The sequence below is a fragment of the Rhizobium sp. NLR8a genome (genome assembly GCF_019685235.1).
In the GTDB taxonomy this organism is placed as follows: domain Bacteria; phylum Pseudomonadota; class Alphaproteobacteria; order Rhizobiales; family Rhizobiaceae; genus Rhizobium.
In genome coordinates this window covers 201,633-226,543 of sequence record NZ_JABDWI010000013.1, presented here as the reverse complement: position 1 = coordinate 226,543, position 24,911 = coordinate 201,633, and the positions used below count along the sequence as shown (strand labels likewise).

18 protein-coding genes and 2 pseudogenes are annotated in these 24,911 nt (G+C 58.1%); 13 read left to right on the top strand and 7 right to left on the bottom strand.

Features of this window, described 5'->3' with window-relative positions; translation table 11 throughout:
- Positions 1 to 125 (top strand): annotated as a pseudogene (locus HJC04_RS24640) (porin); the annotation flags it as partial.
- A gap of 595 nt (positions 126 to 720) precedes the next feature.
- Here HJC04_RS24640 and HJC04_RS32275 read toward each other — a convergent pair.
- The 6 genes and pseudogenes from HJC04_RS32275 to HJC04_RS24610 form a co-directional block, all read right to left on the bottom strand.
- Positions 721 to 1,324: pseudogene (locus HJC04_RS32275) on the bottom strand (NAD-dependent epimerase/dehydratase family protein); the annotation flags it as partial.
- A 52-nt stretch (positions 1,325 to 1,376) separates the two neighbouring features.
- Positions 1,377 to 2,468 (bottom strand): GDP-mannose 4,6-dehydratase, encoded by a 1,092-nt coding sequence (gene gmd / locus HJC04_RS24630; protein ID WP_221147338.1) that lies wholly within the window; start codon positions 2,466 to 2,468, stop codon positions 1,377 to 1,379.
- A 50-nt stretch (positions 2,469 to 2,518) separates the two neighbouring features.
- A complete protein-coding gene (locus HJC04_RS24625; RefSeq protein WP_221147337.1) occupies positions 2,519 to 4,726 on the bottom strand; it encodes a polysaccharide biosynthesis tyrosine autokinase in 2,208 nt (735 codons plus the stop codon).
- A complete protein-coding gene (locus HJC04_RS24620; protein WP_221147336.1) occupies positions 4,723 to 5,865 on the bottom strand; it encodes a glycosyltransferase family 4 protein in 1,143 nt (380 codons plus the stop codon). The genes HJC04_RS24625 and HJC04_RS24620 overlap by 4 nt, the downstream gene beginning before the upstream one ends.
- Positions 5,856 to 6,959, bottom strand: coding sequence for a glycosyltransferase family 4 protein (locus HJC04_RS24615; RefSeq protein WP_210628513.1), 1,104 nt, complete (start codon positions 6,957 to 6,959; stop codon positions 5,856 to 5,858). The genes HJC04_RS24620 and HJC04_RS24615 overlap by 10 nt, the downstream gene beginning before the upstream one ends.
- The gene (locus HJC04_RS24610; RefSeq protein WP_210628512.1) at positions 6,956 to 7,906 is read right to left on the bottom strand and encodes a glycosyltransferase; all 951 of its coding nucleotides are present in this window, start codon (positions 7,904 to 7,906) and stop codon (positions 6,956 to 6,958) included. The genes HJC04_RS24615 and HJC04_RS24610 overlap by 4 nt, the downstream gene beginning before the upstream one ends.
- A 621-nt stretch (positions 7,907 to 8,527) precedes the next feature.
- On the opposite strand from HJC04_RS24610, the gene HJC04_RS24605 reads away from it, so the two are divergent.
- The 6 genes from HJC04_RS24605 (at position 8,528) to HJC04_RS24580 (ending at position 17,851) form a co-directional block, all read left to right on the top strand.
- Positions 8,528 to 9,847 (top strand): O-antigen ligase, encoded by a 1,320-nt coding sequence (locus tag HJC04_RS24605; RefSeq protein ID WP_221147335.1) that lies wholly within the window; start codon positions 8,528 to 8,530, stop codon positions 9,845 to 9,847.
- On the top strand, positions 9,847 to 11,976 hold the full coding sequence (locus HJC04_RS24600) for a right-handed parallel beta-helix repeat-containing protein (RefSeq protein ID WP_221147341.1): 2,130 nt from the start codon (positions 9,847 to 9,849) through the stop codon (positions 11,974 to 11,976). The genes HJC04_RS24605 and HJC04_RS24600 overlap by 1 nt, the downstream gene beginning before the upstream one ends.
- 604 nt (positions 11,977 to 12,580) lie before the next feature.
- The gene (locus HJC04_RS24595; protein ID WP_210628510.1) at positions 12,581 to 13,447 is read left to right on the top strand and encodes a WecB/TagA/CpsF family glycosyltransferase; all 867 of its coding nucleotides are present in this window, start codon (positions 12,581 to 12,583) and stop codon (positions 13,445 to 13,447) included.
- Between the two features lie 7 nt (positions 13,448 to 13,454).
- Positions 13,455 to 14,918 (top strand): sugar transferase, encoded by a 1,464-nt coding sequence (locus tag HJC04_RS24590; protein ID WP_221147340.1) that lies wholly within the window; start codon positions 13,455 to 13,457, stop codon positions 14,916 to 14,918.
- A 46-nt stretch (positions 14,919 to 14,964) separates the two neighbouring features.
- Positions 14,965 to 16,008 (top strand): UDP-glucuronic acid decarboxylase family protein, encoded by a 1,044-nt coding sequence (locus HJC04_RS24585; protein WP_210631661.1) that lies wholly within the window; start codon positions 14,965 to 14,967, stop codon positions 16,006 to 16,008.
- Between the two features lie 4 nt (positions 16,009 to 16,012).
- Positions 16,013 to 17,851: a glycosyltransferase gene (locus HJC04_RS24580; protein ID WP_221147334.1), complete on the top strand. Its 1,839-nt coding sequence runs from the start codon at positions 16,013 to 16,015 to the stop codon at positions 17,849 to 17,851.
- A 181-nt stretch (positions 17,852 to 18,032) separates the two neighbouring features.
- On the opposite strand, the gene HJC04_RS24575 is transcribed toward HJC04_RS24580, so the two are convergent.
- The gene (locus HJC04_RS24575) at positions 18,033 to 18,812 is read right to left on the bottom strand and encodes a response regulator transcription factor (RefSeq protein WP_210628508.1); all 780 of its coding nucleotides are present in this window, start codon (positions 18,810 to 18,812) and stop codon (positions 18,033 to 18,035) included.
- A gap of 558 nt (positions 18,813 to 19,370) precedes the next feature.
- On the opposite strand from HJC04_RS24575, the gene HJC04_RS24570 reads away from it, so the two are divergent.
- The 6 genes from HJC04_RS24570 to HJC04_RS24545 are packed head-to-tail and all read left to right on the top strand — an operon-like array spanning position 19,371 to position 24,902.
- Positions 19,371 to 19,877, top strand: coding sequence for an acyltransferase (locus HJC04_RS24570; protein WP_221147333.1), 507 nt, complete (start codon positions 19,371 to 19,373; stop codon positions 19,875 to 19,877).
- Complete coding sequence (locus HJC04_RS24565) at positions 19,874 to 20,911, top strand: Gfo/Idh/MocA family protein (protein WP_210628506.1); 1,038 nt, start codon at positions 19,874 to 19,876, stop codon at positions 20,909 to 20,911. Before HJC04_RS24570 ends, HJC04_RS24565 begins: the two co-directional genes overlap by 4 nt.
- The gene (locus HJC04_RS24560) at positions 20,908 to 22,011 is read left to right on the top strand and encodes a DegT/DnrJ/EryC1/StrS aminotransferase family protein (protein WP_221147332.1); all 1,104 of its coding nucleotides are present in this window, start codon (positions 20,908 to 20,910) and stop codon (positions 22,009 to 22,011) included. Before HJC04_RS24565 ends, HJC04_RS24560 begins: the two co-directional genes overlap by 4 nt.
- On the top strand, positions 22,001 to 22,717 hold the full coding sequence (locus tag HJC04_RS24555; RefSeq protein ID WP_221147331.1) for a DapH/DapD/GlmU-related protein: 717 nt from the start codon (positions 22,001 to 22,003) through the stop codon (positions 22,715 to 22,717). The genes HJC04_RS24560 and HJC04_RS24555 overlap by 11 nt, the downstream gene beginning before the upstream one ends.
- On the top strand, positions 22,714 to 23,688 hold the full coding sequence (locus tag HJC04_RS24550) for an NAD-dependent epimerase/dehydratase family protein (RefSeq protein WP_221147330.1): 975 nt from the start codon (positions 22,714 to 22,716) through the stop codon (positions 23,686 to 23,688). Before HJC04_RS24555 ends, HJC04_RS24550 begins: the two co-directional genes overlap by 4 nt.
- Complete coding sequence (locus HJC04_RS24545; protein ID WP_221147329.1) at positions 23,685 to 24,902, top strand: DegT/DnrJ/EryC1/StrS aminotransferase family protein; 1,218 nt, start codon at positions 23,685 to 23,687, stop codon at positions 24,900 to 24,902. The genes HJC04_RS24550 and HJC04_RS24545 overlap by 4 nt, the downstream gene beginning before the upstream one ends.
- Positions 24,903 to 24,911 lie beyond the last annotated feature (9 nt).

Here is a 24,911-nt window from a genome sequence, read left to right as displayed (position 1 = left end):
TTGGTCTGACGGTTGATTACCAGATCGTCGACAACTTCTACGCCAAGGCTTCGGTTCAGTACCTCGATCCGGAAGACGCTGACGACTCTACCTCGGGCTACTTCCGCCTGCAGCGTTCGTTCTAATCTGGTCTGACTTTGGTCGATCAGGAAAGCCCGGCTCTCGAGCCGGGCTTTTTGCGTTGGCGCAAAGGGGCTCCGGTGCCGAGGGGCTCAAAGCTGCCGCGCAGACGTCAGCAGTCGTTGCGCGATAACGGAGTGCATCAGATGGAAAACAGGAGCGTGCTGTATTCATCAGGGGCGACGGGTTGCATCACCGTACCGTGAGAGCATGGGCGCTGTCGGAGACAAAAACCTGTTAGTGCAGCGCCGAAGCCTTAGCTCTCTCACAACTGACGTCGCTTTGAGCGATCACGTCGCCGGATAAACTCGTGTTGCTGCGTTCGAGATAATGCCCATCAAGGAAGGAGCGGTAGGCGTCGGCGATGCCCTCCTTCAGACCGATCTTCGGAGACCAGCCGAGAGTGCGAAGCTTGTCGACGCTCAGGAGTTTACGTGGCGTGCCATCTGGTTTGGCGAGGTCGTGCGTGATCTTGCCTTCGAAGCCAACGACCTCCGAGACGAGGCGTGTCAGTTCGAGGATGGTAATGTCTTCGCCAGAACCTACGTTCACATGACTTTCGGCGGAATAGGTCTTCATGAGATGGAGGCAGGCGTCGGCGCAATCGTCAACATGAAGAAATTCGCGGCGCGGTGCGCCAGTGCCCCAGATGCACATCTCTTGCTGCTGGTTGACCTTGGCGTCATGCGCCTTGCGTATGAGTGCCGGCATGACATGGCTTGATCCGAGGTCAAAATTGTCGTTCATAAAGATTGGTAGGCATGGCCGAGATGAAATCCCTGCCGTGTTGTTTGCGATAGGCAAGGCAGAGCTTTAATCCGGCAATTTTGGCGATCGCATACCACTCGTTCGTTGGTTCAAGCGATCCCGTCAGAAGTGAATCCTCGACGATCGGCTGATCGGCGAACTTCGGATAGATGCAAGATGAGCCGAGAAACATCAGTTTCTCGACCTGAGCTCTATGGGCTGCGTGGATGACGTTCGCTTCAAGAATCAGGTTGTCGTAAAGGAAATCGGCTGGATAGTGAGCGTTCGCGAGAATACCGCCGACCCGCGCAGCAGCCATGAAGACAGCGTCGGGACGATTCTTGCTCATCCAGGCCTCTACCTGCTCCTGCCGTCTGAGGTCGACCTCGGCGCGGGTGGCGGTTAGAATCTCGCAGTCCTCGGAAACAAGACGGCGCACGATCGCAGAGCCAACCATGCCGCGGTGCCCCGCGACATAGACCCTTTTTCCGGCAAGGCTGTAGATCACCTTAGGCATAGGCAAAACCTTTGGTTACACTTACCGTCGGAACATTTCGTGCCATGACTTTCAGGTCCTCGCGGACCATCTCCGTAACCAGCTGATCAAGACTGGTCTCATGTTTCCAGCCAAGCTTCGTATGCGCCTTCGTTGGATCACCGATAAGAAGGTCAACTTCAGTCGGGCGGAAATAAGCCGGATCAATCTCCACCACACACCGACCCGATGACTTGTCATACCCCTTTTCCTCAACTCCGGTCCCACGCCAATCAATCGGCATGCCCACCTTGGCAAAGGCCTTGTCGACAAAGGCACGGACCGAGTGCGTTTCACCGGTCGCAAGGACATAGTCCTCCGGTTCGTCCTGCTGCAGCATCAGCCACATCCCGCGTACATATTCGCGCGCATGCCCCCAGTCGCGCTTGGCATCCAGATTGCCGAGATAGAGCCTTTCCTGCAGTCCAAGATGGATCGCAGCCGCCGCCCGGGTGATTTTACGCGTCACGAAGGTCTCGCCGCGGATCGGACTTTCATGATTGAACAAGATGCCGTTCGAGGCGTGCATGCCATAGGCCTCGCGATAATTGACCACGATCCAATAGGCGTAGAGCTTGGCCGCGGCGTAGGGCGATCGAGGGTAGAAAGGCGTCGTTTCGCTTTGCGGGACTTCCTGAACTTTGCCGTAGAGCTCTGAGGTGGACGCTTGATAGAAGCGCGTCTTCCTGGTCAGTCCCAGGAGGCGAATTGCTTCAAGTAGTCGAAGTGTGCCGGTTCCATCCGCGTTGGCCGTATATTCTGGCGTCTCGAAGGAGACTTGAACGTGGCTCTGTGCCGCGAGGTTATAGATCTCGTCCGGCTGCGTTTCCTGAATCACACGGATGAGATTCGTTGAATCGGTCATGTCCCCGAAATGCAAGATGAACCGAGGATTCTCGACGTGCGGATCCTCGTATAGATGCTCGATGCGGCTGGTGTTGAAGGACGAAGAGCGTCGCTTGAGGCCGTGAACAATATAGCCCTTCCCCAAGAGAAGCTCGGCCAGATACGCACCGTCCTGACCTGTTATACCCGTAATAAGCGCAACCTTGTTTTTATTCTTCACGACAGCCCTCCGTATTTGCTTCGCTGAACCAGGCGTGATGCTGCCGTTGTTCATGTGAATTCGTGGTATTTCCGCAAGGACTTCACAAACAGTTCTGAATCGCTGAAGTTGTACCTGGCGTGTTGTTTCGGATTGACGTTGTTTATGGCGACGCAAAGCTCCGCGTTGCGTGCGGTCTTCAGCTGATGCAAGCAGAATTCGACGGCTCGACGGCTCGTCTTACCCCATTTAACGACCACGAGCGTTCGTTCTGCCAAGGCCGTCAGATGCATTGTATCAGCCGAGGCGAGCACAGGAGCGCTGTCGAAGATGACGACTTGGCCCAGTGAGGCGGCGATCGAGACGATGTCAGCCGCATCAGTCACGCGGGCGCGCCGATGGAGAGTGGCATTGCCGGCCGGAATGAAGTCGATGCCGCTCGGATGGTGATCGATAATGTCCCGGATTCCAGCCTGTCCACACAGGAATTCATTCAACCCCTGCTGTAGCTCGGACCTGAAAAACGAGTCGAGATTTCCGTGTCTGAGGTCGCCATCAACGAGCAGCACCGGAATGCCGTTGGCGGCGAGATCGATTGCCAGTGATCTGGCGACGAGCGACTTGCCCTCTCCACTGTGAGCTGACGTCACGACGATACTGTGAGGCAGCTTTCCACCGTTGGACTGTTTGAGCGAAGTTATGACGGAGCGAATTGCTTCGTCAAACATCCCGTCTTGAATGTCCCCGAAGAGCATGGATGGCCCCCCCCGGTCTCTCCGTTTCAGGCGTGGGATGAATCCGGCTGGCACTATGCGAGGCATTCCGGCCATCTGATCGAAGCTGCGGACCGAGTTATCCAGCATCTCGACCACAAAAGCGGCCGTCACCGCGATCGATATCGAGGCCAGGAGGGCGCCGACCAGATAGAAAAGCCGTCCGCGTCCCTGCGGTGCCAGCGGCACTGCTGCCGGTGACAAAACTTCCAGTTCCGCTCCCGGCAGCATGGCTTGCGCAGCCAAGCCGCGGCGCTGCTCGTCGAGCTTATCAAGAGCGGTTTGCTCCTTGTCAGCCATTCGCTGGAGTCGCGCCAGTTCCGTCTGCGCCAGGGCCGAGCGAGCGCGTTTCTCATGAGCAACCGCCAAGGCCGACCGGACCGCGTCATCTTCATGATCGAGCGCCGCAAGCCTGGCGCGGACTGATTGAAGATATCGATCGGCCGCAAGGCTGAGATCGGTGCGGGATTTAAGGATCTTCGCGCGCATATCGACCACGGCTTCGGCCGTGTTGCCATAGGTCTCGAGAAGGCGCTCGAGATCTTGCTCCTGCGCACGAAGCTCCCGTTGCATTGCGCCAATGCTGTCGGGAATAACCATATTCTGCAGGGCGAGCGAGAGGTCGTCAGCCGCTTCCATTGCAGATATCGTTGCTCTCGCTTCAGCGCGGCCTTGTTCGATTTTTGTTTGTCGCTCGCCCAGCTCCATTATCGACTTGATCTGTTCGACCTGATCGTCGTCATTTGAGACGACGTCCATAGTTTTCTGATACGCGTCGGCGGCGTCGCGTGCCGCCGCAGCACGGTCTTTCTGTTCGGCGATGCGCTGCAGAACCCATTCTTCTGCCGCGTCCAGGCGCCCACGCAGACTGTCCTTCCGCTCTTCGAGATAGATGCTGATGAGCCGGTTCGGGACCGAGGCTGCCAGTTGGGGGTCGCTCGCATCGAAGCCGATCTGAATAACGTCACCCTGGCCATCGCGCCATACGCGCAATGCCTTGTAGTAATTCGGGATGATTGGCTCGATGCTGTCTCGTACCGGCGAGGATGGTTTTTCTCTGTCGACCAGACCGCGCAACATTGCTCGCATCCTGTCGATAAGCGAGGTCTCTTGCAGCGCCGGATTGAATTCCGGCCACTCATCGAGCCTCAGGTCGCGGATGACCCGCTCTGCAATGCTTCTGGAAAGAAGTCGTTCGGTCTCCGATGTGGCGTCCAGCGGATCGTTGCGGCCGGAATCTTCAGGGCCGAGCTTCGTCGCCAGAGGCGTGTGGATAATCAGCCGGGACTCGGCATGAAAACTCGGCTTCAACCCGGAAACCATGATAGCGGCAATCGCCATCATCAGCGTGATGATAGCCACGATCATCACCATCCTTCGCCGGATAAGACGCAAGCCCGATGTCAGATCGAAGTCGTCCGAACTGGTTTCCACCTGAAACCGGGGGTCGTAGCGCATCGACGAGAGCGAGGTGTTGCGGTCTGGCGGGATAGTTGAAATGGTCATCGTTCACCAACCGACGTTTGAGGTTGCGCGGAGACGGCGTCGTAGAGTTTTTCCAGCGATCGCATGTAGGCCCTCATACTGAACTGGCTGAGATAATGAGCCCGGGCCTTGGCCGAGAGGCGGTTGCGGATTTCCGGATCGCTGACGAGTTTCGCCAGCGCCGCAGCCAGGGCATCCTTGTCTCCGACAGGCACGAAGACGCCCGTTTCACCGTCGGAGATGACTTCGCCATGCGCACCGACGCGCGTGGTAACGACCGCAAGCCCGTGGGCGAGCCCTTCGACCACAGCCATTGCCAAGCCCTCGGCATGCGAAGGCAGAACCAGGATATCTGCCCGTGCACACAAGGCTTGCGCCTCGTCGGCGCCGAGCCAGCCCGGCATTTTCACCAGATTTGAAAGGCCCAGGGCTGCGGCCTGGCGTCGGTAGTCTTCCACGGGTCCGTCGCCGGCCAGCACGGCCCGCCACTGGAGCTCCTTCATAATCGGATGACTTAAGGCAAGCAGAAGCTCCCCAACGCCTTTGCGTTCGCTCAATCGGCCGAGAAAGACGATCAACGGCATCTTGCCGACGTGAACACTGCGCGCCCCGGGGTCGGGAACACAATTGCGGATGACGGCCACGCGGCGCTCGTCCACGCCGAGAAGCGTCGTCAGCGTCATGCGGTCGCGCTGACCCAGTGCTACCACCTGGTCGGCATGTTGAAACATCCGGCGTATGAGCATCTGTTGACGTGGCGAGCGCGCGGCAAAGTCACTCGCATAGTCGTAATCGTGCAGGTGCAATATGTGAGAGCACCCGAGGAGGCGGGCAGCCTCGGTGAGGATCAGTTTTCTTGCGGTGCTGCCGCGACCCGCGACATGAATATGGTGAATGCGTGCCGGAGCAATTATCTGATCCTTGGCCATCATCAAGATGGCGCCGAGCAGGCGCATCGGCGACGTAACCAGGGACCAGCGACGCCCTCTGGTATCTGTGACAAGGTGCGTTTCGCCCGCCTCCCTGGCGGTGCTCGATATATACCCGACCAGCCTGCCGATTCCGCCGCCGTTCTCGCAACCACCCGGGACATAGTGGCGGACCGTTGCTGCATTCCGCACTGCTATCCGATTCCCCTCCGTGAGCGCCGTCATCCGCATGCTCCGACCACCTCACGATAAACGGCCGCAGCCTTTGCGCCGACCTGCTCAGGCGAATTCGGACCTGTGGCCCAGGCGAGCGCGCTGGTCCCTAAGCTGCTTCTCAATTCGTTGTTTTCCGCCAGTGTCCGGATGGCACTGGCGAGCTGTTCGACGTCCCCTGGCCGAACCACCATTCCCAGTCCGTTTGGTAGAACGGTGTCGCGTAATTCGCCGACGTCGGTCACGATGACCGGTTTGCCAAATGCCGCGGCAAGGTTGAGGACACCGCTTTGCGAGGCTTCCGTGTAGGGAAGAACAACGATATCGGCATCCAGAAAAAGCTGGGCGACCTCCATATCCTCGATAAAGCGGTTGCGAATATCATAGCGGCCGGCTTCGCCCATTAGGGGCTGGAAGATCCAGGGATCATCGCCGCGGCCGGCGACCGTGATGCGCAGATTGGGGAGCTGGTCCTTCAGCATCGCCTCGGCGCGGACCAGATGCTCCAATCCCTTGTAAGCAAATATCCGCCCGAAAAGCAGGACGCGCAAGGTTCCATCTGCGTGGCGCCGCGTCAGCTTGTGCTGTCGAGCGAGCTCCGCGTAGCGATGAATGGCCGGATGCGACAGGACATGGACGCGATCAGGCGATTTTGAATATCGCTCGAGAACCATTCGTTTCAGCCCCTCACCATGAACGACCACATGACCTGATTGCCGCACCATCAGTTGCGGAGCCCAGGCGGGCAGCGTGCGGGTGTCGGAATCGCCGGGATGCACGTCAACATCGTGGACGGTCGTCACCAGAGGGATCGGGCGCCAGAATGGCGCAGCAAAGTTCAACCAGAGTGTGGAATTGCTCAGAAGGTGAATGATGTTCGGCCGCTCGGTCCGGATGAGACGCGTGAGTTGGTGCAGGAACCAGGGGTTGGAGAGTGAGCGGTGCCGTGGCCAGTCCAAAAGGTGCAGATCGACAGCCGGATCGAAGGCGGAGGCAAGGTTGGCATAGCGCCGATGCGGAACTGCGAGCACGACCTGCAGGTGTTGCGCAACACCGTTGGCGAAGGAGATGGTGTAGTCTTCGAGTTCGGAAACCAGCATCAGCGCCTTCATCGTGCCGACTCCGACAAGCCAACAGCCTGACCGCGTCGAGGAAGGTCGCGGGCTGTCCGCAATGCCTCACGCATACGCCTCAGCAAGTTTGGTTCTCCGGCGAAAAAAAGCCCTTCAACAGCAAGTCTGAACCGGGTGCGTGTATCTGCGCCCTCCAGCCTGACGGAGGCAACCCGGTACGGAAAGTGATCGGTCAGACGCAACCTTCCCGCTAAATCGTGGGCGGAAAGAAACTGGTTCGTCACTTCGACGACAGTCCGCCAATGGGCCATGCGCTTTCGCAGCATGGCGGCGTCATCGACTGACCGATACCAGTTATTGTTGTGAATTCGGTAGAATCCGAGTGAATCCGACAAGGCGACAACGTTCCCCAGAAATGGGTAGAGGCCCGCGAGCCAGGCGTCGGCGGAAATGTGGAACTGTTCGGGAATATCTCCTGCCGCATCCCACGCGCTACGTCTTACAGCGATGGCTGATGTCAGTGGGAAGGGCCACCAGCCGGCCGATCTCGCAAGCCGTGACGACAAATCTCCCGAACACAAGGTCCGAGGAATTGGCTTGAAGGCTATTGAGCCATCGATCTGCGTCGGCTGCAGTCGGTGATAAACAAGCGATGCATGAGGATTCGACTGGAAAGCAGCGGCTGTTGCCGACAGCTTGCCCGGCGCCCACCAGTCATCGGCATCGAGAAAACAGAGGATTTCGCCACTGCTTGCCTTCACAGCGGCATTGATGGCGGCGGCCTGTCCCCGGTTCTCCTGGAAGAGCACCTTCACCCGGTTTTCATATCCTTCCAGAACCGAGCGCGACTGATCGCTCGAGCCGTCATCGACGACGATGATTTCGGCATTAGACGCCTTTTGGCGCAGGGCGCTGTCGATCGCCCGAGGAAGGAAGCAACCGTAGTTGTAGTTGTTGATGAGGACGCTGATCGTCGGCCGCTCCATGACACCCCCTCTCAAGCGCGTTGCTGCGCGACACATCGGTACGCCGGAGTTGCGGACGCTCGTTCGTTTGGCAACGCGATTTCATGGAAAGGGATGGGAGGCGGACAGGCATCATTCCGCGCGATCAGGCTTGCGCCCTGAGCTCGTAGGGTCACCACCACAACGCGTGACGCTTCCGTTATAATGCATACGAAACCAGGACCATGACGCAGAACCATAAAAATCCCAACCCTTCCGAGCGTCACCTGCCAACTGCCGGCTGCGCCAGAAATTATTGCCTCACTTCACCACCGACTGCGGCTTAGCGCGGCGTGCTTCGCGGTTCGTTTTCATCGTCAAGCTACCGGCGATTGGTCACGGGTGACATCTGCTCTTATGGGCAATGCCGTTTGCCCAGGCACCAACTTTTGGGGGAGGCGTAGACCGTGAGCTTAACCCAAACAACGTCCTTGGACGGTGGGTACGCGCGTTAGGCTTAGCTCCGCCTTCGTTTGCGTCGGTTGACTAGGGAGGTGGCGGGATGTTCGTTGGTAAGCAGCGCAGCTGTGAAAGGGGACCCATGTCTTTCCAAATTGCCGCGACCAACAGCCTCTCATCTGTCCAGTCAAATCGGGACCGATAATGAGAGCCTATATGCTTAGAGCCGCGAATGGGCCGACCGTCAGTTGGCGAGCGATAGAGTGCTGGGGCGCAGGCTTTTGCCTTTTTCTTCAAACAGGCGCCCTTTTCCCGCTCATGCTGGCGGACGCCGACGGAGCCCTTGGCGATCATGCCAGGTCTATATTGCGTCTGCTTTGCCTGCCCGTATACGGCTTTACGTTCTTGATGCTGGTAAGGAATTTTCCGCTGTTTCTAACGGCGCTCAAGCGAAATTGGTTTGTCCCCTTGATGGTCGCCATGCCGTTTGTGTCCGTCTTCTGGTCGGTGGGCCCATCAACGACATTCAGGCGCGCCATCGGCCTGCTCTTTACAGTGCTTCTGGCTTACGTGCTGGCAATACGCTTCACACCACGGCAGTTGCTTCTCCTGGCATTTGCCACCTTCGGAACATGCATCGTCCTCAGCCTTCTGGTCTTCGTGGCGTCGCCGAGTCTCGCTCGCATGCCAATGGACGGGTCCGTGCGTGGCATATTCATCCACAAGAACAGTCTCGGTTGGTACGCTGCCATGATGATACTGGTGTCGACGGCCGTTTTAATTGACGGTAACCGGGGTTTACGGCGAACCGCCTTGCTTTTCTTGATCGCGGGCGGGGCCTGTCTCGTGGCCTCCGGATCGATGACCGCGATCATTGCGACGGCATCGGCCTATTGCTTGATCGGGTTCTATTCCCTGTTGCGGCGGATCGGTGGCATCAGCCGCATCGTCTTCGTCCTGTTTTTTGTTCAAATGTTCGTTGGGCTCCTCCTTTTGCTTCACGAATTCCTGGTTCCATTCCTGGAGGCGCTTGGCAAGGATGCCACTTTGACGGGCCGAGTGCCCTTATGGGAGCTGGTCGATGGTCAGATCGCCGATCACCTGCTGCTCGGCTTCGGCTACCAGGCCTTTTGGACAGAGGCGAACCCCGAGGCCTGGATTATCTGGTCGAGGATCCAATGGATGGCTCCCCACGCCCATAACGGATTCCGCGACACGCTGCTGAACTTCGGAATAAGCGGAATGATCTTGTTCGCTCTGATGCTTTTGCAGGCCTTGCGCCAAGGGGCGGTCCTCCAATGCCGCGATCCGCATTATGGCTGGCTCTGGTTGAATGTCTTTACAGTCGTGATTTTGGTGATGAATCTGACCGAAACGATCTTCCTGATCCAGAATGATGCGATTTTCGTTCTGTTTATGTCGGGCATCATCATGTTCTCTCTATATGAGCCCGTTGTTTCGACGGCTCCCGGCCAGCAACTGCGGGCCTCGGCAGGCAGCACAACGGCGGAGCTGCAGATTTGATCAGGCTGCGCTTCGCACCGATCTTGAGCTTTCTGCTTGCTTCGCTCTTTCCGCAGCCGAGCAACCTGGCCGCAGTGAGTCCGGACGCAGATGCGCCCGACAGGCTGCAGGCAGCGCTCAGGGAAGCGACTTGCGCGGAAGCGTCGCCGGCGACCTTTTCGGACAGGCTGAAGGGGACTTCTCTGAGCAAAGTACTGACGGGCACATCCGCGCCCCGGGCGGTATTCTATGTTTCTCCCGATGGCAAAGACAGTTGGAGTGGGCGTCTTCCCAAAGCCAATCCTCAGCGTACCGATGGTCCTTTTGCCAGCATCGAGCGAGCTCGGGACGCTGCGCGTGAGAAGGGCCGCGAAAACACGATCGCAATAGGCAAGGGGGACTATTATCTCGCTGAACCGATAGTCTTCGACGCCCGCGACGCGGGCCTGGTCATCGCTGCAAGGTGCAACGAAGCGCCGGTTCTGCACGGTGGCCCGCTTATACGCAATTGGACGGCACAGGCCGATGGCCGATGGACGGCGTCGCTGAAGCTGCCTCCAGGCAGGGAGTTGGGCGACCTTTTCGTCAACGGGGCGCTCCAGACGCAGGCCCGCTTTCCCAATGCTCCGCTCGATGGAGACCCGCGCAAAGGATGGCTTTTTGCGGCCAAGTGCGCTGAGGACGACGACATATGGCATGGCAACACGCGTTTTTGTTTCCATGCCGGCGATCTTCCGATCTCCAAAAATACAGCGGGGCTTGTCACCCACATTGTCGGTGGTTTTCGCCCCGGCAGCCAATGGGGCAGTGACACCCTCCCTGTGGTTTCAATCGATACCGCCAACCGGGCCATCAACACCAGAGGCACTGCCTATTTCTTCACCGCGGAAGGCAGCCGCTATTTCCTTGCCGGGGCGGCGGCCCTGCTCGATGTTCCCGGCGAGTGGTGGTATGACCGCGCTGGGGAGCAACTCGTCTACCTCCCAGCCGATGGATTGCCAATCAGCTCGACGGCTGTCGCCGGTATCCTGCCGACATTCTTCAGGCTGGATGGAGCCGACCGGATGGTTGTATCAGGGCTTCAGTTCCGGGAAGGGGACCCGCGCGGTAGCGGCAAGTTCGGTACCGACACCAGGAGCTTTGGCGCCATACGGATCGAGCGGGCGGACGGCGTCCGGCTGCTCGGCAACTCCATCGACAATGTCGGCGTCGGCATCCATGTTTCCGAGAGCAAGGATGTCTTGATTGCCGGCAACGAGATTGCGGATGTGGCCGGCAACGGGATTTATGTTGGCACGACCTACGGCACTTTCCTCAAATCGGACGGTGCGACAATCCTGTCGAACCACATCCAGGACATCGGCAGGGTCTATTTCGAAACGGCCGGGATATGGTTCCAGGCTGCCGACAATGTCAGGATCGCTCACAATCTCATCGAAAACGCGGCTCAGTTCGGTATTGCCGGTGGCTCGCTATGGGGACCTCAGGACGCAGTTCATGATGCGGTCATCGAACACAACGTGGTCCGCAACGCCAATCAGCAAACGGCAGATGGCGGCGCCATCAAGATGATGGGTGAGCAGGCCGATCCTTTGAACAGCAGCATTCGCTATAATCTCGTCACCGGAACAGGTCAGCTTATGAACAGGGTCGATGGGACATTCTGGCCTCCCGGATACGAAAATACCAGTGAATGGCCTTCTCCTATAAGTTGGGCGATCTATACCGACGGCAAGGCCAGTGGAGTGCGCATTGAAGGAAATACGCTTTCGGATAACATATCGGCGATCGGCATAAACGGCGGCTGGAGCAACCTGGTGACAGGAAACGTCATCACAGGCGGGTCTGGCGCTGCCTTTCGCGTCGATGACGGTACGGGCTGGGGGTGGCATCCCCCTTGGGCAGGCCCCAATCGCATTGAGGACAATATCGTCTCGGTCGAGAGCGGCAATGGACTTGCAGCATACATTTACGTGCCGGACCACAAGCTCGGATCGGTGCAGTTTGCGCGCAACCGCTACAGCGGCAATCTGAACGACAAGAGCTTCAGGATACACCCGGAGATCATGCTTTCAGGAGAGTTTGGCAGTCTAGGCGATCTTCAGAAGGCCGGGATCGACATCGGGAGCGTGGCGTCGCACCCCGAGTAACGAAACCGGCGGCGCGACGGACCATAGCGCTTTCAGCCATGGCAGCTTGAAACTGCTCGACCACGTCGTGTGCGCGCTCCTTGTGGGTGTGTCTTATCATCCAAACCATGCTCGGCCCGCCGCCGCCGAGCCCGCCCCGAGTACCCACCTCGCGACTTCGGCATTGCTTGATAGTCAGCCATAAGCGTTCCACCTGATCAGGGTTCAGTGTCCTCTGATGGCGATATTCCCAATAGAACTCAAGTTTTTCTGCAGCTGATTGGTTTTCTCGGGCAGCTCTGAAGGCTCGCCAGCCATCTCGCCTATTGGGTTGGCCATTTCCCCCCGCTTTATTCGCGCAAACCACCCCAGCCTGGACGCGAGGGTGACTATCTTCCGCGGCTTTGTGAAGGTCAAACAGCTCTTTCGGGATCGCACTCATCAAAAAGAGCAACGTGGCAGGCATTGGGGGTACGTCGCCTTACTTCGAACATTGTAACTTATCTGGGCCGAAGGCGTAGGAATATGAAGTGTCTTCTACGTCCAATAGTTGGAATTGAAAGTATGGAGACAATCGCGCTGCCGGCATATTCTGATGACAGTTTAGATCGCGAAAGCGCAGGTCATGAGAAAGCAAACAGCAGACAGAATCCAAGCTTCAGTTCTTAAACAAAAGGACTCTTTGGGATGGACTAATGTCCTTGGTGTTCGCATTTCGGCAGTTAATCTTAAAAGCGCGACCGGTTTTATTCAAAAGGGCATCGAAGACGGCAGGAGGGAATATGTGTGCGTTCGCGACGCCCACGGTGTCGTGCGATGTCAAGATGATCCAGAGCTGCGGTCGATACATAACCGGGCGTTCCTCGTAACCCCCGACGGCATGCCACTGGTATGGGCGTTGAAGCGTGCTGGCCATTCGGAAAGCGACAGGGTCTACGGACCTGACCTGATGTTGTCTGTTTTCGAGGCCGGAATATCCAAAGGTCTGCGCCATTTCCTCTATGGCGCAACAGCCGAGACGCTGGAGCAGTTGCAGGCGCGCCTTCTCGCAAGATTCCCGCAGGCGCAGATCGCCGGCACCTATGCACCGCCTTTTCATAAGCTGTCGTTGCAAGAGGAGGCTGATATCGCAGACCGGCTCAACCGGTCGGGTGCGGATATTATTTGGGTCGGCCTCAGCAGTCCCAAGCAGGAACTCTGGATGGCGCGCATGCGCGACCGTCTCGAAGCTTCGATGCTCATCGGTGTCGGAGCTGCATTCGATTTCCACGCCGGCCTCAAGCGGCAGGCTCCGAGGATAATTCAAAGAAGCGGCTTTGAATGGGCCTTTCGTCTTTTATGCGAACCGCGACGGCTGTGGCGGCGCTACGCGCTCGTCGTGCCGACCTTCATCTCACTGACAGCATTCCAGAGACTGGGGCTTCGGAAGTTTCCGATCGAAGACGAGGTTTTTGGATCGAGCGCGCCAAAAACAGCAGCCGCAAAGGTGTGAAGCGATCATGTCCCTATTTGCGTCGTCAGCAATCACGTCCGACCTGCGGAAGGCGGCAAACTCCGTCCCATCAGTGGCAAGCCCCACGCCGGCCGCCGAATTCAACAAGCGGGCAGGGCTGAATATCCCTGTTCCATTGAGGCGCAGGTTGCCTCGGCTTGCTGCTTCGTCATTTCTGGTCGCCGGCGACATCGCAAGCTATCTGATAGCCTATCTTGTTCTGCTGCCGTTTCTTCCGCACGGTTCGGAGAATATGGTGCCGGAGCGCGCTTTCGCCCTCGCAGCACTGGCAGCAATCGTTCTTTATGCATCGAACGCGCTCTATCCCGGATATCGGCTTCACGACCACGAACATCTGCGCCGCCGAACGACAGCGTCCTTCAAGGTGGCCGTCATCGCAGCGCTTGGTGCGATCCTTCTGCCGGAAGGGTTAGGACTGCTGCTTCCGATCATCGGCTTCCTTGGCCTCGGATTGGTTGTTCAACCTGTTATGCGGGGGGCCGCACGAGGACTGTCCTGGAGGCTTGGTATCTGGGGTGAGCCGGCAGTGATCATTGGTGCCCGCAATCGTATCCCTGCGCTTGTGGCGTATTTCTCCGAGCATTGGCACTATGGCATTCGGCCGGAAGTCTCTTCTCCCGATACTTCGGAAGTATTTCCCGACAACGGGCCGTCGATTGCCCTGATCGCTGACGATACGGGTTCATTTATCGCCGAGTTGGCAACGATGCGTCGGCAGTTCGCCGAAGTCATCCTCCTCTCCGACACGCCGAACCTCAAGATAACCGGATTGCGACCGGCAGACGTCAGCGGAGAGATCGGTGTTCGCTTGGCCGTCGGTGGGAGATCGGCAGGCACGAACCTGGTTCGTCGAGTTCTCGATCTCGTGATCGCCGTCCCTGCGACGCTGGTGCTTATGCCCTGCATTCTGGTTGCCGCCGCCGCGATCTATGCCATCGATCCGGGGCCCGTCTTCTTCAGACACACCAGGGAAGGTTTGTCTGGCAAGCCGGTGCGCGTCCTGAAACTGAGAACGATGTACAGAGATGCGGAACAGCGCCTCGAAACCTTGTTCCGGGACAATCCGGCCATGCAAGCCGAGTGGTCGAACCACTTCAAGCTTCGGCAGGACCCGCGCATCCTGCCGGTGATCGGGCATGTCCTTCGCGCGTCGAGTTTCGACGAACTCCCGCAGTTGGTGAACATCATTGCAGGAGAGATGTCCTTCGTGGGACCGCGCCCCTTCCCGGAGTATCACCTCTCGGCGATGGATAGCGAGTTTCGTGTCAAGCGGCGTTCGGTAACACCTGGGCTAACGGGGCTTTGGCAGATATCCGAACGAAGCAACGCGGATATCGAACTGCAGCGGCAACTCGACGAGTTCTACATCGACAATCGGTCCCTGTGGTTCGACTGGCACATTCTTCTCAGCACAATTCCTGCGGTTCTGAAAGGCAAGGGAGCTTGCTGAGATGGTTTTCACCCTTGCGGGCAAACATCAACAACGGAGCACATCAATGCACGGATACAAGCGAATCATGGTTACCGGCGGCACCGGATTTCTGGGATCATTCCTGTGCGAAAGGCTTTTGCGAGAGGGCAACGACGTCCTCTGTGTGGACAATTTCTACACCGGTTCGCGCGATAACGTACTGCACCTTCTTGACGATCCTCGTTTTGAGATACTCCGCCACGACATCACCTTCCCGCTTTATGTGGAGGTCGACGAGATCTACAACCTTGCCTGCCCGGCATCTCCGGTCCACTACCAGCACGATCCCGTGCAGACCGTAAAGACCAATGTGCACGGGGCGATCAATATGCTCGGCCTGGCCAAACGCACCAAAGCGAAGATCTTCCAGGCATCGACGAGCGAGGTCTACGGCGACCCGGCGGTTCACCCGCAGCCCGAGGAGTATCGCGGCAGCGTCAGTCCCATCGGCCCGCGGGCATGCTATGATGAAGGCAAGCGGTGTGCCGAGACGCTGTTTTTCGACTATCATCGTCAATATGGCGTGGAAATCCGGGTGGCGCGGATCTTCAATACCTACGGTCCCCGGATGCAGACGAATGACGGCCGCGTCGTCTCCAATTTTATCGTTCAGGCGCTTCGCAACGAGCCGATCACCATCTTCGGCGACGGCAGGCAAACTCGGTCGTTCTGCTACGTGGACGACCTGATCGACGGCTTCATCCGTTTGATGGCCGCCCCCGCTGGGGTTACGGGCCCGATCAATCTCGGCAATCCCGGAGAATTCCAGGTCCGTGAATTGGCAGAAATGGTGATCGAAATGACCGGATCGAAGTCCGGCATCGTCTACAAGGCTCTGCCGATTGACGATCCGACACAACGCAAGCCCGACATCAGCCGCGCGACGCAACAACTGGGCTGGCAACCGAAGGTGAACCTTCGCGAGGGGCTTGAGAGGACGATCGCTTATTTCGAGTGGAAGCTTTCTGGCGGAGTAACGAACAAACTCAGCGCCCACTCCTGGCAAGAGGCTTATCCGCATCTGGCGTCACCGGGCGTCGAACTCAATGCTCCTGAAGCCATTCGATAGGGACATGAACAGCAAAGTCGATCATCGAAAGCCGCGGCTCGTTTTTTTTCAATGGGACCATCAGCCCAACGCGAACGCGGCCAGTTACCTGCTGCTGCACATGCAGCAGCAGGTCAAATGTCTTGCAACACATTTCGATGTCTTCGTCGTTAATCGCGACTGCGATTATGCAGAGATATGCGACAGGTACGAACCGGATCTGACGTTGTTTGAAAGCGGTTACCGGTCGCATGGCTCACGTCGGATAAAAATCACAAACACCAATACCCATCTCGCCGTTCCGAAGCTCGGTCTTCATAACGCCGATGCGTGGTGCGACCGACGCGCCGGCTTTCTTTCCGATATGGAGCACTGGGGCATCGAGACCTATTTCGCGATCGCAACCATGGCGCCGGAATATATGCCGGCAATGAGGGAGAATCTGTTCGTCTGGCCAAATTTCATCGATCCCGAAGTCTACCGCGACTATGGGCAGCAAAAGGTCATCCCGGTCACGCTCACGGGTCAGGCCTATGGTCTTTATCCCTGGCGACAGATGGTCTTTCCGACGATCCGCGACCGTTACCCCTGCCTAGTCTCGCCGCAACACGCCTATGAGAGCAAGCTGGCCGCCCAGCTCCTATCTGGAGAAGCCTATGCGCGCGCGCTGAACGCGAGCTTCGTCGTCCCCACATGCGGCACTATGGGCGGCGAGGTCGTGCGCAAGCATTTTGAGATCCCCGGGGCAAAGGCCTGTCTCGTGACAGAACGCACGGCAGCCGTGGAGGCGGCCGGCTTTGTCGACATGCAGAACTGTGTCTTTGTTGACGGCAGCAATGTAGTCGAGCGACTGGACTATCTTTTTGCCCATCCTGACGAACTAAGACGTATCACGACAGCCGGTTTCAGCCTGATCCATTCGCGTCATACGTTGAGCCACAGGCCGCAAGTATATCAGTGGTTCACGCTGAACAAGAGCCTGCAGTTCGGCGAAAGGATCATCCAGTCCGGCCCCTTCGGCGATCTTACAAAGGTCAGGCGTATCTCAAAGCAAGAGAGCGTCCATATCGTCGGGGAAGCATGCGATCGCACCTTGCTGAAGCAGGGAGACCTGCTTCTCCAGCAGGGCAGGGTGGAGGAGGCCAAGCACCGCTACCTCAGCTGTCTCGACTACGTATCCTACTTGCCCGAAGCGAAATTCCGCCTTGCCATCTGCGCATTACAGGAGGGCGACGCCGACCGCGCCTGTGATCTTCTGGTGGATCTGGTCAAGGTGACCATCATCGAATATGGGGCGCTCGATCCGGATCCGGTCGAATGGGCCTACTTCCTTCTTGCTTTGATTTGCAGAGGCCAGTTTGAACGGGCGCGGAAGCTGCAAGATTTCTATCCATCTCTGTCCCATGACGAATTCAGGCGCGCGCGCCTCGTCATCGCGCAGCTCGCTCGCGCAGCCGATGGGGTCGCCTTGGGAAGGCATGGCCGGGATCGAAAAAGCATTCATCAGCTTTTCGACCGAACCGACACCGAGTGGTTTGGATGGTTCGCCGAGATTCTTGAACGGTGCCGGCAGCCAGATCTTGCAAATATTCTTCGTCATGCTCCGCTTAGCGCAAGCGGTGGCGAGAAAGTGGCACCTCCACAGTTCAAACCTGGTGCTGGCTGGCGCCTGCGACTCTATTCGTGCATCGACGGCCTGATGATCAAACTGCGCCTGAATGGCTTGAGGCCAAATGTGCCGCCTCTGCCGGAGTTCCGATATCTCTGGCATCTTGCGCGGGGTCTTATCCCTCATTCGCAGAAAGCGCGGTTGCGCAGGATTCGAACGGCGCTTTCCAAGCATCCTGTGGGCACCGGCAATTAGCTGTGGGGAAAATGCAATTGCGGAAAACAAAGACCTGAAGCGTGACACGCGAATCCGAAAGATCGCGGCACGCTTTAGATCATCGACTCGGCGTATTTCCGTGCATCCACCGAGATGTTTTAAGAGAGAATGTGCTCGCGATGCGGAGCAGGATCTGATCGGCTGACCGCATTGGCATCCGTCAGTGTGCTGCTAACCCGCCCGAAAGATTATTCTGAAAAAGATCGTTGAGCTTGAACACGACTTCCGTTCTGTTCGTCGCTTTGACCTTTTTCATGATATTGCGAACATGCACCTTCACCGTGCTTTCTCGGAGATTGAGCTCATAGGCGATGATCTTGTTCGCCTTTCCGCGTCGGAGCGCCTCCACCACTTCTGCCTGACGATCCGTGAATATGCCGGCGAGCGGGTGGGCGGTCGAGTTGCTCGAGTCGAGCAGGTGACGCATGGCGAACAGGGCGCTTGCAGGCACAAATATTCCTCCTGCCACCGACAGCGCGATTAGCTCCATGCAGACGCTGACGCTGACTGAGGCGGGTATGAACCCTTTGGCACCATACTCAAGAGCCCTGACGATTTGGCCGAAATCGTCGCTATCAGCCAATACGATAAGGGGTGTGGCAGCGAATTCCGACGAAAGCTTCCGGATTTGCTCCGAAACGGCCGGTTCATCGACCTTTTTGCCGCCGACGTTCAAAAGGATCGCCGAAAGCGGAGCGTATTCGTCGCGCTTCTGCTTCCACTCCTCAATGGATCCAAAGGCCAGGATCTGCAAATCCGCCTTTTGCGCAGCCATGCATTGCGCCAGGCATTGGCGATCGAGCTCACGATTGTCGAGAATAACAAGCGAATGAGTTTGCCTTGCCGACTTTGCAGGTGCGTGCTCGTTATTTTCTAACTTAAGGGGAAGAGCTACGTTCTCCTGCCTGAGGTCCAAATTCGGTATAAGTGCTGAATTCACAGCTTCACCCTCCCTCTAACACGTTACGCTTCACTACGACCCGAGTACCGACCCCTCTCAATACGGGGGCTTAGGAAACTCTAAAGTAGGAATCGAATACCACAATTCGCGGAACGTTACAGTAGCTAATATAGGCTAAGTACAGCACAACTTCTATAACGGGATGAAAACGGGAAGATAAGCCTGAGTGTAGACTTAGGTCTTACTGGGATTCCTGCAAGATAGTCTCTGTTGTTACATGTCAGTTTTGCGACGAGCCACTAAATGTATGGAAACAATCACTGTCTCCGGCGTAGGCCCGGCAATGGGTGCGGAAGGTGTGAGCTTGCCACCAATGCTGGTGGAGGACGTGAACCAGGGTGTAAGTCGTCATAAGTAGGTACGCCTTTAGGTGAATAAGCTTAAACGTTTTGTTTCTTTACTCGGGCGAAGAAAACAATTCTCTTTGGAGTGCAGAGAAATAGTTGTCCTGTTGGTTTGAAACCTTGGACGCAATCGCCCGATTGTTTGTTCAACTGAAAAATCGGGCCCTGTTGGGAGTAGTAGGGGTTTGCAGGGATGATTGCATCAAATGTCAAGCTGGGTGACGGCAGCGTCATCTACCATCGAGAACTCGTGAATCTGTATGGCTGCACGATCGGCGCAAGGACGCGCATCGGCACCTTCGTCGAGATTCAGAAGAACGTCGTGGTCGGAAAAGACTGCAAGATCTCCAGCCATTCCTTCCTCTGTGAGGGCGTGACACTGGAAGACGGCGTCTTCATCGGCCACGGGGTCATGTTTACGAACGACACCTACCCGCGCGCCATTAATCCGGATGGCAGCCTGCAGACGGAGGCCGACTGGGTCCTCATCCCGACGCTGGTCAAGCGCCACGCGTCGATCGGCAGCAACGCCACCATTCTGCCAGGTGTGACCATCGGAGAGGCCGCGCAGGTTGGCGCCGGAGCGGTTGTAACAAAGGACGTGCCTGAGGGCGCCATCGTCGCGGGCGTTCCGGCTCGGGTGATCGGCCGCGTCAATGACGGACCGGTCGACATGTTTGCGTTGGGAGAAATCGAATGATCGGTATCGCTGTCGTCGGATATGGGTATTGGGGTCCGAATCTGGTTCGTAACATCTCGGAAGCGGCCGGCGCCCACCTCGTTTCAGTCTGTGATCTCAATGTCGAACGGTTGGCGGCTGTTAAGAGCCGGTATCCCGCAATAACGATCACCGATAAATTCGAGGAAGTTCTGGCCGATCCGAGAGTGGATGCAATCGCCATTGCGACGCCGGTCTCGACGCATTTCAAGCTTGCAATGCAGGCAATGATGGCCGGAAAGCATGTCTTCGTCGAAAAGCCTATGGCATCGACGACGGACGAAGCCGCACGGATGGTCGAGGAAGCCGCGCGCCGCCGCCTCGTGCTGGCCGTGGATCATACCTTCGTCCATACCGGCGCCGTCCGAAAGATGCGTGAACTGGTCGAAAGCGGCCTCGGCGACATGTATTATTACGACTCGGTTCGGGTCAATCTTGGGCTCTTCCAGCATGATGTCAGCGTCATCTGGGACCTCGCCGTGCATGATCTCTCTATCCTGGACCATGTCGTGCAGGAAAGGCCGGTGGCTGTTTCAGCGACGGGCATGAGCCATGTGCTCGGCGAGCCGGAGAACATCGCCTATCTGACGCTCTTCTTCGAAAGCAAGCTTATCGCCCACGTTCACGTCAATTGGCTGGCCCCGGTGAAGGTCCGCCGCACGCTGATCGGCTGCAGCAACAAGATGATCGTCTATGACGATCTGGAGCCCAGTGAAAAAATCAAGGTCTATGACAAGGGCATCACCATGTGCCCCAATTCCGATGCGTACGGCGAGAAGGTGCATCAGATGCTGGTCGGCTACCGCAGCGGCGATATGTGGGCGCCCAAGCTCGATATGACCGAGGCATTGAAACGCGAACTGGATCAATTCGTCGAGTGCATCGAGCAGAATTCGCGCCCCATTGCAGACGGCCAGGCCGGGCTGCGCGTCGTTCGCATCCTTGAAGCGGCGAGCCGGTCGCTCGCCCAGCGCGGTCGTATCATCGAGCTCGAAGAGGCGAGGCGCATTGCATGATCCCCTTTCTGGACCTCAAAGCACAATATCAATCGATCAAGAGCGAAATCGATGCCGCAGTGCTCGGCGTGCTGGCCTCGGGGCAATACATCCTGGGCGAGGAAGTCATCCGGCTTGAGCAGGAATTCGCCGACTATTGCAACGTCAAACATGCAATTGCCCTCAACACCGGAACGAGCGCCCTGCACCTGTCTCTGCTTGCGGCGGGCGTCGGTCCCGGCGATGAAGTCATCACCGTGCCGTTCACCTTCGTCGCGACCGTGTCGGCGATCTGCTACACGGGCGCAACACCCGTATTCGTCGATGTCGAGCCGATGACGCTCACCATGGATCCGGCTCAGCTCGAGGCGAAGATCACCTCCCGGACCAAGGCGATCATTCCCGTCCATCTCTACGGCCAGATGGCCGATATGGATGGCATCATGGAAGTCGCTGATCACCACCAGATCCCGGTCATCGAGGACGCCTGCCAGGCACATGGCGCCCGGTATAAGGGCGCGCGCGCCGGCAGCATCGGCGCATCTGGCTGCTTCAGCTTCTATCCGGGCAAAAACCTCGGCGCCTGCGGCGAGGGCGGGATCGCCGTCACGAACAGCGATGAGCAGGCCAAGACAATGCGCATGCTGCGGGATTGGGGTCAGGAGCAGCGCTATCACCATCTGCTGAAGGGCTTCAACTATCGCATGGACGCCATCCAGGGAGCCATTCTGCGCGTCAAGCTCCGGCATCTCGAAGCCTGGACCGAAGCCCGTCGTTCGCATGGTCGCCGCTACTCCTCCCTGCTTGCAGGATCGCCGCATTTGCGAACGCCTGTCGAAGTGCCGGAGCGGCGGCATGTCTACCATGTCTACGCCATCAGAAGCCACGATCGCGATGGCCTGCAACGTGTGCTCACAGCAGAGGGCATTCCGTCTGGTTTGCACTATCCGATCCCCGTTCATTTGCAGAAGGCCCATGCCGACCTCGGTTACCAGGTCGGCGACTTCCCGGTCTCGGAAGCCGCCGCACGCGAGGTCCTCTCCTTGCCGATCTACCCTGAAATGCCCGTGCAGCACGTCGATCAGGTCGCGGCTGCGCTGGAGTATGCCTATGTCAGTTAATCCACGCGAGGCTCGCGTCGTGCAGGCCGTTCACGGCCGTAGCCAGAAGCCGGCAGATCCAGCCTATCAGGCGGGGCTCGCCGAAGAGCTCAGGCAATCATATGGACGTGGCGGTCTGATCGAACTCTACGGCCGTTTCGCGACGGGCGACGGGTTCGTCGACGCGCTGATGCGCAAAGCCATCTGGCAGGCTATCACACGGAACTGCGGCGAAGGCCTGCAGGTTGCCAGCGGCGCCGGTTTCAAACATCCGGAAACATTCGAAATCGGCAGCGGCGTGTTCATCGGCGCTCAGGCCTACATCCAGGGACGCTACGACGGCACCTGCGTCATTGGCGACAATGTCTGGATCGGGCCAATGGCCTATTTCGACGCGCGCGACCTGGTGATCGAGGATTCTGTCGGGTGGGGGCCGGGCGCCAAGGTGCTTGGCTCGACCCACACGGCACTGCCGGTGGATGTGCCGATCATCCGCACGGATCTTGAAATCAGGCCGGTGCGCATCTGTGCAGAGGCCGACATCGGAACAAATGCGACCATTCTTCCCGGAGTGACCATCGGGAAGGGGGCGATCGTTGGAGCGGGGGCAGTCGTCGTTTCCGACGTCCAGCCGTTCTCGGTTGCCGCCGGTGTACCGGCAAAATTCATCCGTTGGCGTTCGGAGAATGATCCGATGACGAACATGTCGCGTGAGGGAAGATCATGAGAAACAAACGAGTGCTCATCACCGGTGGTGCCGGTCTGATCGGTTCGCATATTGCCGATCTTGTTGCATTGGAAAAACCTCGCGAGATCATCGTCCTCGACAATTTCGTGCGTGGGCGCCGGGACAATCTCAGCACGGCAATATCAAGCGGCTCCGTCAACATCATCGAGGGCGATATCCGCGACAGGGCACTGCTGGCGAAAACCTTCGAAGGCGTCGACATCGTCTTCCACCAGGCTGCGATCCGCATCACGCAATGCGCGGAAGAACCGCGGCTCGCCTTCGATGTTCTGGCCGAGGGCACGTTCAATGTCCTTGAAGCTGCGGTCAAGGCAGGCGTGTCGAAGGTCGTCGCGGCCTCCTCTGCCTCCGTGCTGGGGCTTGCTGAAAGCTTCCCGACGACCGAACAGCATCACCCCTACAATAACCGGACGATCTACGGCGCGGCCAAGACCTTCAACGAGGGTCTATTGCGCAGTTTCGCGGAAATGTACGGCCTGCGCTATGTGGCGCTGCGTTATTTCAACGTTTATGGACCGCGAATGGACGTTTACGGTGCCTATACGGAAGTTCTGATCCGCTGGATGGAACGCCTGGCGGCCGGAATGCCGCCGCTCGTCTATGGGGACGGCAGCCAGACGATGGACTTCGTGGATGCACGCGATATTGCGCGGGCAAACATGCTGGCGGCAAAGAGCGACGTTACGGACGAGGTGTTCAACGTCGCGAGCGGCAGGGAAATAAGCCTGCTGGAACTCGCGCGGATGCTGAGCAACATCATGGGATCCTCACTCGAGCCGCAACACAAAGAGGCGCGCGCCGTCAACGGCGTCACGCGTCGTCTTGCCGATATCAGCAAGGCCGAAAGGCTTCTGGGCTTCAAGGCGGAAATTTCGATGGAGCAGGGGCTTCGTGACCTTGTCATGTGGTGGCAGTCGAAGACTGCTTCGGCAGGAGGTCAGGCTGCATGAGCCCGTTGTTATCGACAATCCCCGTTGCCAAACCCGTCCTCGGAGAGGAAGAGGCTGAGGCCACGCGCCGTGTCATCCTGTCGGGATGGGTGACGCAGGGGCCGGAAGTCGCGGCATTTGAGAAAGAATTCGCAGCCTTCGTCGGCACCGAGCACGCTTGTGCCGTTTCCAACTGCACGACCGCGCTTCATCTAGCCTTGATGGCGGTGGGCGTCAGCGCTGGCGATGAGGTTATCACCGTCAGCCACTCGTTCATCGCAACCGCGAATGCTGTTCGATACTGTAATGCGGTGCCCGTCTTCGTCGATATCGAGCCGGATGGTTACAATATGGACCCGAGCTTGATCGAAGCGGCAATCACGCCCCGCACCAAGGCAATCCTGTGCGTGCATCAGCTCGGCATGCCCTGCGATCTCCGTTCGATCGTGGCGATCGGCAAACGCCATTCGGTACCGGTTATCGAGGATGCGGCCTGTGCGACGGGAAGCGAAATTCTGTGGGAAGGGCGTTGGGAAAAGATCGGCAAACCGCATGGCGATATTGCCTGCTTCTCATTCCATCCCCGCAAGGTCGTCACCACGGGTGATGGCGGCATGCTGACGACCGCGGACCCGGAATATGACAGAAAATTCCGGCTGTGGCGCCAGCATGGCATGAGCGTCACCGACGCTGTCCGCCACGGCTCCAAACAGGTGATCTTCGAGGATTATGATGAGCTGGGCTACAACTACCGTATGACCGACCTCCAGGCCGCGGTCGGACGGGTGCAACTACGGCGGCTGCCGGAGCTGGTTGCGGAGCGAAGGCGGCTTGCATTGCAGTATTGCGAGGGGCTGTCCACGATCCCAGGCCTGTCGATTCCGACCGAGCCTGGCTGGGCTCGCAGCAACTGGCAAAGCTTCTGCGTGAGATTGTCTGACGAAATCGACCAGCGCGCAGTCATGCAAGCGCTGCTCGATCAGGGGATATCAACGCGGCGCGGCGTGATGAACATTCACCTGGAGGGAGCCTATTCCGGCCTAAGCTCTCATCGCGCCGCCACCAGCCTGACGCGAAGCATATCGGCGCAGCAGCAGACCGTCATCCTGCCGCTTTATGCGCAGATGACGCCAGTTGATATCGTCAGGGTCGTTGAGGCATTGCGCCAGGCCCTTGCCGACGCCAGCACCGGGCGCGTCGTCCGTCAGCCCGAGCCGGACGCCGTACCTGCCTGAACTGACGCC